The organism is Mesorhizobium sp. M7A.F.Ca.CA.001.10.2.1, assembly GCF_003998575.1.
Lineage (GTDB): Bacteria > Pseudomonadota > Alphaproteobacteria > Rhizobiales > Rhizobiaceae > Mesorhizobium.
Genome location: NZ_RZQY01000263.1, coordinates 1 through 7,699, shown reverse-complemented (window position 1 = coordinate 7,699; position 7,699 = coordinate 1). Strand labels below are relative to the sequence as shown.

Annotated in this window: 13 protein-coding genes and 1 pseudogene; 10 read left to right on the top strand and 4 right to left on the bottom strand. The window is 60.6% G+C overall.

Annotation, left to right across the window (positions count from 1 at the left end; all coding sequences use genetic code 11):
- Positions 1 to 660: pseudogene (locus EN964_RS17825) on the top strand (hypothetical protein); the annotation flags it as partial.
- A 12-nt stretch (positions 661 to 672) separates the two neighbouring features.
- Positions 673 to 1,134, top strand: a complete 462-nt coding sequence (locus EN964_RS38610) for a hypothetical protein (RefSeq protein WP_236383320.1) — start codon at positions 673 to 675, stop codon at positions 1,132 to 1,134.
- Positions 1,135 to 1,137: 3 nt separating this feature from the next.
- On the opposite strand, the gene EN964_RS17815 is transcribed toward EN964_RS38610, so the two are convergent.
- Complete coding sequence (locus EN964_RS17815) at positions 1,138 to 2,235, bottom strand: acyltransferase (protein WP_127266601.1); 1,098 nt, start codon at positions 2,233 to 2,235, stop codon at positions 1,138 to 1,140.
- A gap of 71 nt (positions 2,236 to 2,306) precedes the next feature.
- The gene (locus EN964_RS17810; RefSeq protein WP_127266600.1) at positions 2,307 to 2,525 is read right to left on the bottom strand and encodes a hypothetical protein; all 219 of its coding nucleotides are present in this window, start codon (positions 2,523 to 2,525) and stop codon (positions 2,307 to 2,309) included.
- 52 nt (positions 2,526 to 2,577) lie between these two features.
- Between EN964_RS17810 and EN964_RS17805 the strand changes: the two genes are divergently transcribed.
- From EN964_RS17805 to EN964_RS17790, 5 genes are read left to right on the top strand one after another with little or no spacing between them, the layout of a single operon-like run.
- Positions 2,578 to 3,756 carry an N-acetylmuramidase domain-containing protein gene (locus tag EN964_RS17805; RefSeq protein WP_127266599.1) on the top strand — a complete coding sequence of 393 codons (1,179 nt, stop codon included), beginning with the start codon at positions 2,578 to 2,580 and terminating at the stop codon, positions 3,754 to 3,756.
- Positions 3,756 to 4,049, top strand: a complete 294-nt coding sequence (locus EN964_RS37720; protein ID WP_164748669.1) for a hypothetical protein — start codon at positions 3,756 to 3,758, stop codon at positions 4,047 to 4,049. Before EN964_RS17805 ends, EN964_RS37720 begins: the two co-directional genes overlap by 1 nt.
- On the top strand, positions 4,021 to 4,203 hold the full coding sequence (locus EN964_RS17800) for a hypothetical protein (protein WP_236383321.1): 183 nt from the start codon (positions 4,021 to 4,023) through the stop codon (positions 4,201 to 4,203). Before EN964_RS37720 ends, EN964_RS17800 begins: the two co-directional genes overlap by 29 nt.
- Entirely contained in the window at positions 4,200 to 4,652 is a 453-nt protein-coding gene (locus tag EN964_RS17795; RefSeq protein WP_127266597.1) for a hypothetical protein, read from the top strand. Before EN964_RS17800 ends, EN964_RS17795 begins: the two co-directional genes overlap by 4 nt.
- A complete protein-coding gene (locus EN964_RS17790) occupies positions 4,652 to 5,002 on the top strand; it encodes a hypothetical protein (RefSeq protein WP_127266596.1) in 351 nt (116 codons plus the stop codon). The genes EN964_RS17795 and EN964_RS17790 overlap by 1 nt, the downstream gene beginning before the upstream one ends.
- An 86-nt stretch (positions 5,003 to 5,088) precedes the next feature.
- Here EN964_RS17790 and EN964_RS17785 read toward each other — a convergent pair whose 3' ends face one another.
- Positions 5,089 to 5,274: a hypothetical protein gene (locus tag EN964_RS17785; protein WP_127266595.1), complete on the bottom strand. Its 186-nt coding sequence runs from the start codon at positions 5,272 to 5,274 to the stop codon at positions 5,089 to 5,091.
- A gap of 85 nt (positions 5,275 to 5,359) precedes the next feature.
- Here EN964_RS17785 and EN964_RS17780 point away from each other — a divergent pair, with 85 nt between their 5' ends.
- Genes EN964_RS17780 through EN964_RS17770 form a run of 3 tightly spaced genes read left to right on the top strand, consistent with a single transcriptional unit; the run spans position 5,360 to position 6,858 of the window.
- Positions 5,360 to 6,244, top strand: a complete 885-nt coding sequence (locus EN964_RS17780; RefSeq protein WP_127266594.1) for an RNA ligase family protein — start codon at positions 5,360 to 5,362, stop codon at positions 6,242 to 6,244.
- 45 nt (positions 6,245 to 6,289) lie between these two features.
- Positions 6,290 to 6,583: a hypothetical protein gene (locus EN964_RS17775; protein WP_127266593.1), complete on the top strand. Its 294-nt coding sequence runs from the start codon at positions 6,290 to 6,292 to the stop codon at positions 6,581 to 6,583.
- Positions 6,580 to 6,858 carry a hypothetical protein gene (locus EN964_RS17770; RefSeq protein WP_127266592.1) on the top strand — a complete coding sequence of 93 codons (279 nt, stop codon included), beginning with the start codon at positions 6,580 to 6,582 and terminating at the stop codon, positions 6,856 to 6,858. Before EN964_RS17775 ends, EN964_RS17770 begins: the two co-directional genes overlap by 4 nt.
- A 281-nt stretch (positions 6,859 to 7,139) precedes the next feature.
- Here EN964_RS17770 and EN964_RS17765 read toward each other — a convergent pair.
- The coding region (locus EN964_RS17765) for a ribokinase (RefSeq protein WP_164775866.1) at positions 7,140 to 7,699 on the bottom strand (560 nt) is incomplete at its 5' end.

Sequence of the window (7,699 nt, the reverse complement as noted above, 5' to 3'; positions counted from 1 at the left end):
GTTAAGACTTTGGACCTAGGCGGCTTCGGCGTGACCATCCAAGTCGGCGCCGGGACCTATACCGCCGGCGTCAATGTAAACGCTCCGTTCGTCGGCGGTCTCGTAAGCGTCGTCGGCGACGCAATCACCCCTGCCAACGTGATAATTTCCACGACCTCCAGCAGTTGCATAACGGTGAGCGGGGGAGGCTCTGCGCTTTCGGTCTCGGGGTTGAAGCTCCAAACCACAACTTCCGGACAATGCCTGTGGGCAACCAACAAAGGCCAGATCACGGTTGATGGGAAAATGGATTTTGGAGCGTGCGCCGGCGGGCATATCCTTGCAGACAATGATGCGGCGGTAACGATCAACGCCAACTACAACATCACAGGATCGGCATCGAAGCACTGGTGGGCTGAAGCCTATGGCCTCGTGGCTTGCGTGGGCAAAACGATCACGATCACCGGCACACCAGCTTTCGGAACCCAGTTCGCGAATGCGTTCGGCGGCTTCATCAATGTGCCGGTAAACACGTTTTCAGGAAGCGCCACAGGGTCGAGATACAATGCTGCGTTGAATGGCACTATCAACACCAACAACGCCGGAACGAGCTATCTACCGGGCAGTGCCGCCGGCACAGGTACAAACCCCAGCGTCACACCATTTGGCCTATACAACTAGAGGCAGATATCCATGCTAACTGATCGCTTCTGGATCGTTGCCGACGACGAAAGCCGCTTCTGGTCGAGTGCTGCTGGGGCATATGTGAATTCTCTGCCCGAGGGCCTATTCCTATCAGCGGAAGATGCACTGTCATCTGGGTGCAGTGTGGCGGATCTCATAGCTGTCGTTCCCACGCGAATCGCCAGCGAAGGGGAATTGACAGACGTATTGGCCGGATTTGGGCTGCCTGGTCCCGTGGTTCGCGTCCCGGGCTCGGTCTCGGCTCGTCAGTTTAAGCTCCAGCTTCTTGCGTCCGGCCTCTTGGGCCAGGTCGAGGCATTCATCGCCGCGAAAGGGCCGGCCGTCCAAATCGCCTATGACAACAGTAATTCGTTCGTGAGAACAGAGCCGATGATGGCATCCGGCTTTGCCGCGCTTGGCTTCAATGATGAGCAGGTCGACGCGTTCTTCGTTGCGGCTGCGCAGATATAGTGTTTACTCAGCTGGCACCACAGACCCAGGGAGAGACGGGCTGGCTTGCTGACGTGGCTTTTGGCGCAGGATTGGCCGTTCGAGGCAGTAGTAGCTCACGGTGGCAACGGCGATGCAGAAAGCCATGCCTGCCAGGCAGCGAGTGCCATAATTCTCCGGGATTGAAGTCATTCGCAGCAATGACATGCCCTGCCCAAAGGCCCAGAGATGGAAGACATAGAGTCCGAAGGAAATCTGGCCAAGGTACGCGAGCGGGCGCCATTGTAGGACTGTACCAAGATTTTTGGCGTAGAGAGTCAGATGCAACAGTGATCCCGCGAACAGGCCAGCTGTTACAAAGGCAATTACTGAGCCTACGCTGGTATGAAGATCAGGAAGGGTCACCAGCCCGATAGCGCTGCAGGCGAAAGCCGTAGCGACCGTCCAGATAGGGAGCTTTTTCGTCACGCCCATTGCGATCAGAAGGCCAGCAATGGTCGATTCCGGCCTCAGCAACGGCGTCATGTAGATCGGCTGGATAGAGATCCCGCTCAGTGCAAATGCTGCACGGCCAACCAAGCAGATCGGTAGCGCGCAAAGCAACGCCATTAGAAACGCCCGCTTGCCGACCGCACGATAGACCAGAAATAACAGGGGCAGGATCAGGTAAATCTGGAACTCGTACGACAGGGACCAGAGATGCCCGGTGTTTGGGACGGACTTGGCGTGTTCCGGAAACCAGTAAATGAAATTTCCGACGAACGAGGCAAGGCCCAGGAGCCAGCCGTATGCGTCGGCGTTCGCCGACCCGTACAGGATCAACATGGCAATCGCGAACAGCATCATTAGGGGGTAGATGCGCAGAAGCCTTCGCGCGTAGAAAAGCGAGATGCTGATCCGTCCGGTTCTTGTTACCTCTTTTTCGAAGAGGCCGAAAAGCAGGAATGCCGACAGAGTGAAAAACACTTCCACGCCGATCCAGCCTTGCGCCTGAAGCATGCTGAGCGTCGGGTGGTCAGGTCCGGCCGAGAAGTGAAAAAAGAACACCATCGCAAATGCCAGAAAGCGTAAGCCGTCCAGCGTTGGATACTGCTGCGGTGCAGCATTTTGGTGCGAAGACATCTGTATTCCCCCGAGCGAAAGGGGCTTTTACATGCAACCAAAAGAAATCGCAATTCGGCAAGTTACGAAGGCTAGTTCGCCTTACGCAGCGCGTTGAGGATGATGTCGGCATCGTTCTGAGTGCCGCTCTTCATCACTTCCCACAATCCGTCGACATGAACGAGATGCCCGCCATCATAGGTTCTGATCTCGCCGGCGGCCTGCACCACGCTGTCTCGCATCGCCTGAGGTAGCTCCAGCCACGGCTTGGGCAGCGAAAACCAATCCCCTCGCGGTTCGTCGTATTTCATGCGCGGGCCTCCCGCCGCCGACCATAGTCAATCAACATCCGAAGGAAAACCCATGGACACTTCGTTCAAGGGCGCAGCGGTGCGCCTGCAAGACATAGACATTCCACGCATCGGTGCCGAGATCGGGGTTGGCGAGGACGAACTGCATGCCTTCATGGACGTCGAGGCGGCAGGATCCGGCTTCGATGCGGCCGGCCGGCCGAAGATGCTGTTCGAACCGCATGTCTTCTACCGGCTTCTCGGCAAGGGCATGAAACGGGATGCTGCGGTCAAGGCTGGGCTCGCCTATCCGAAATGGGGCATGAAGCCCTATCCCAAGGACAGTTACCCGCGCCTGGTCAAAGCGATGGCAATCGACGAGACGATCGCGTTGATGGCCGCTTCGTGGGGCTTGACCCAGATTCTCGGCGAGAACCATCGCGATGCCGGGTACACTTCACCGCAGGCGTTGGTGACGGCGTTCTTGGCATCCGAGGCCAACCACCTCGAGGCGACAGTGCGCCTCCTGGTCGCGTGGAAGATCGACGACGATCTGCGCGCGCATCGCTGGCCGGTCATCGCCAGGACTTGGAATGGTCCCGGCTACAAAAAAAATGCCTACGATACCAAGATGGCCGCCGCCTTTGCCAAATGGCAAAAGATCAGGGACACGCCATTCTCGCCAGCGGCGGACCCTGTTTCGGCTGAGCCGGTGTCGATCGCCGCGGTGGTGCCGGCCGTCGACAAGGCAACGGTTGAGCGCGTCCAGCAGCAGCTGAAGGATCTCGGTTATACAGAGGTCGGCGGCGTCGACGGCAAGGCCGGCGACTTCACCGCAGCCGCGATCCGCGCCTTCCGCTCTGACAATGGCCTGCCGGCGGGTGACGGCATCGACGACGAGCTGCTGCTGTCCCTGCAGAAGGCCAAGCCGCGGGCCATTCCCGCCGCGCGCGCGGATGCGCGGGCCGACGTCGTGCGTGACAAGGTGCCGGAGGTGAAGACGAACTGGTTGACCAAAGTCGGCGCGTTCTTCACCGGCATCGCGGCACTGATCGGCAGCTTCTTCGACGGCATCATCGGCAATCTCGGCGCCGCCAGCGGCTATATCCAGCCTGTCAAGGATGCTGCCGGCGACGTGCCTGGCTGGGTCTGGATGCTGGCGATTGCGGCTGTTGCCGGCGGGCTGTTCCTGGTCGCACGCCATGGCGAAGCCAAGGGCGTCGAGGCATTCAAGACGGGAGCACGGCGCTGATGGGCGTCCTCATCTCGCTCGTCGCCGGCTTCGTCGGTGTTCCCCGCCCTCTCGCCCGCATCATCGCGTGGGCCGTCCTGGCCGTCGCCGTCTCCGGCGCCGCCCTCGGCGGCTACGAACTCATCAAGCATTGGGGCGCCGACGAAGTCCGCGCCAAGATCGAAAAGGAGAATACCGATGCGATTCACAAGGGCGTTGACGCTCGCATGTCTCTTGACGAGTGCCTTGACGCTGGCGGCGTGTACGACTTCGGGCGTCAGCGGTGTGACGCCGCTCCGACAGGCCCTCGGTAACAGCCTCGCCGGCGCACAGGGCAAGACCCAAGCCGACCAGAACAAGATCGACCGCACGATGGCGCCAGGCTGCGCGGTGAAGCTCTATACGCGCGCCGAATGCGATTTGCACACCAAGGCCAGCGCTGCGCGCCGAGCGGAGCTCAAGACATGATCGTGCTGCGCATCGCTGGCGGCATCCGCGAGCATTTCGGGATGCGCGTCACCGAATGGATCATGACCGGAGCGCTGTTCGGCTGGTCCGGTTGCCTGGCAATGGATCCGCTGACCTTCGACCGCTCGCCGTCGATGGCTATCATCGCTACCTACGGCAATGAAGCGTTCTGGGCCAACGTCTGTCTCATGACTGCGCTGCTTCGGCTCGGGGCGCTCATCGTCAATGGCACCTTCAAGGGTTTCCGCTACTCGCCCCATTTCAGGGCTGGGGCTTCCATCGCGTCGTGCGTGTTTTGGGGTCAAATTGCGCTCGGCGTCCTCGTTGCCGTCCTGACGGCCGATGGCTCCGGCACCGGGGTGATCGTCTACCTCACCTTCATGACGATCGAAATGTGGAACCTTTTTCGGGCATGGGCTGATGTCGGTGCTTCGCAGCGGAGGCGTTGATGATCCTTGGCATTCCGGCCGAACAGTTGGTGCCGATCGCCAATTTCGTGGGATTGGCGTTGCTCGGCCTCCTGGCAATGCTCGGCCTTCGCTTCGGTCGCGGCACCGTCACGCCGGCGGAGCGCCAGGTCGAGGTCGCCGGCGCCCTCATCGACAACAGCGCGGTCAAGGAACTGGCGGCCTCGATCGAGGGCTACACAATGGAACTGATCGCCGGGCGCGCTGACAATGAAAAGCAGCGCCAGGCCATGTATCGGCTGATCGAAGTCGGCAACCGCTTCGTTGACGAGGTCGGGGACCTTCGCCGCGACATCGGCGACCTGGCAAAGGAGATCGCGCGATCGAAGTAAGGATCGCGCCCTGGAAAAGCCCGCCGTGCCGAAAGGTGCGGCGGGCTTTTGCGTCCTAGGCCTTGATGCTTGGAGCCGGCGGCTGTTCAACTGTCGAGCTCGAGTGGCTCATGGTCTTCCGTGACATGCCAGAGCAGCTGCCCGATATCCCTCATGTCGATCGCTTGTCCGCAGACCGGGCATATCTCAATCTCTGGTCCTTCGGTCACCGGCTTGCGGTCTACTGCCTTGAGACGGCCCGTTGGGCGGGGAAGATCGGAAAGCTTGGTCATCAACGACTCCGACATACAATTCGTCTAAAATACCCCGGAACCTTAATCAGCCTTCCGACTTGAATCGCGGTGCGGGGTATCGAGTATGAGTAACGCCGGAGACCGGCTGAAGTTCATCAAGCCACAGGAACCCGTCCTGGTGCTGGAGCCGCCGGTCAGCGACGACTGGATCCACGAAATCAAATATGACGGCTTCCGCACCCAGATCATCCTGGACTGGGCCGGCGCCCGTGCCTTCACCCGCACCGCCATCGACTGGTCGAAGCGCTACTGGCCGATCGTCACCGCTGCCGAGCAGCTGAAGGCGAAATCGTTCATCCTCGACGGTGAGGTGATCGCGCCCGAGCCGGACGGCCGGTCGAACTTCCACGCCATGCATTCGCGCATGGCATGGAACGCCGAGCTGCTCGCCTTTGTAGCGTTCGATATTCTGTATCTGGACGGCGAGGATCTGCGCCCGCGGCCGGCGATCGAGCGCAAGGCAATCCTGTGGGACCTGATCAAGCCGGCCGAGGGCATCATCCAGTACAGCCAGCACGTCGAGGGCGGCGGCGCCGAGTTCTACGATGCGGCTGAGCGAATGGGGCTTGAAGGCGTGGTGTCGAAGCGCAAGTTCAGCCCATATCGTAGCGGCGCCAAGGATGAAGCCTGGCTGAAGACAAAATGCTGGGACATCGCCGAACTGGATCTGATCGGCGTCAAACGAAAAGCCGGCGAGTGGACCGAGGGGCTGTTCGCGCGGGACGGAAAATATGTCGGCAAGGCCGTGATCGCCACCACGGATGCGATAAAGGACCGCCTCTGGAAACGGGTGCAGAAGGCCAAGGCAGCGCCGCCGCACGTTCCCACGGCACAGATCACGCCTGACGTCGAATGGGTCAAGCCCGGCATCAAAGCCAGCGTCAGGACGCTACGCGGCGAGCCCAAGCTGCGGCACGCCTCGGTGCAGGGTTTCCTCGACGAAGGCTGATGGGGCCCTTGACCGCAGTTGGGAATTTGTTCTTATTACGTTCTCATGGAACACGATCCGATCGACACGCTGGGCAAGGCGACCCGGCACAACATGCTTGTGAAGGCCGAATGCAGTTGCGGCAATGTCCGCTACATCAGGTCGGCCGACCTGATGATGGTCTATGGCGGCGGCGTCGATCCGCTGGCGCTGAAGTTCGATTGCAGCCGTTGCAAGCCACAGATCAAGATCACGCTGCTCGAGGTGCATCCGGAACACCTGCCGAAGCGCCTGGTGATCCACAAGCCGATGAAGGTCGACGGCAAGATTACCTGGTACACTGAACGGTTTCGAGGATGAGCGACTGGACATTCCAATCGCTGGTCGACGGGAACATGCAGATCACGGCGTATTGCCGCAACTGCGTTCATTACGCGGTGCTCGACCTTGAGGGTTTAAGAGACAAATACGGTCCGGAGGTCAAAGCGATGAACTGGAATCTCGCGCCGCGCCTGGTCTGCTCCAAATGCAGGGCCAACAAGCCGGAACTTCGCTACACACCCGACTCCAACAAGGTGTCAGGCATGGGCAAAGCAGTGGGGAATTCCTACGCAAAGGCCAAGGGCGATCGCTAGTCCAGCGGTTTCAACTTTGGCCGCTTTTGCACCAATTCGCCGTCGAAGAGAGTCGAAACCCAGCGTTGGTGGCTTTGCGGTTTTCACTGGCCTGTCACGCCGGAGGTCGCGGGTTCGAGCCCCGTCACTCGCGCCATTTCTCTCAAGGGTATCAAGCTCTTGGCTTCAGAGAAATGTCGACATTGATTGTCAAAAATATTGTCTTGCAAGAGACCTGAGGTCCAAGAGACCTGAGGTCACTCAGGTCCTTTCAGCCCTTGCCTACGCCTGGCCCTGCAAGATCACCCCCTCGCCAGCAGTGCCTCGACCTCCTGCAACGTCGGCATCGACGGTGCAGTCCCCGGTCGCGTCACGGAGATACCGGCGACGGCGCAGGCGAAGCGCACCGCTTGCAGCGGCTCCACGCCCCTCGAAAGTGCTGCGGCAAGCCCGCCATTGAAGGCATCGCCTGCCCCCGTGGTTTCGACCACCGGGCCGGCGCTGACGGCTGGAACATGGTCGGAGCGCTCCTTCGAGTGCAAAAGCGCGCCCTTGTCGCCGAGCGTGACGATGACCGTGCCGACCCCCTTTTTCAGCAGACTGTCCGCGGCGGCTCGCGCCTCGTCGACCGAGGACACCTTCATCCCGGTCAGTTCCTCCGTCTCGGTCTCGTTGGGCGTAAGGTAGTCGCAGAGCGTGTAGATGCGGTCGGGAAGCTTTGCCGCGGGGGCCGGGTTGAGGATCGTCGTCACCCCTGCCCCACGCGCGATCTCCAGCGCCCGCATGGCGGCTTCGATCGGCTGTTCGAGTTGGGGGACGAAGACGCCGGCACCGCCGATCAGCGTGGCATTGGCTTCGATAT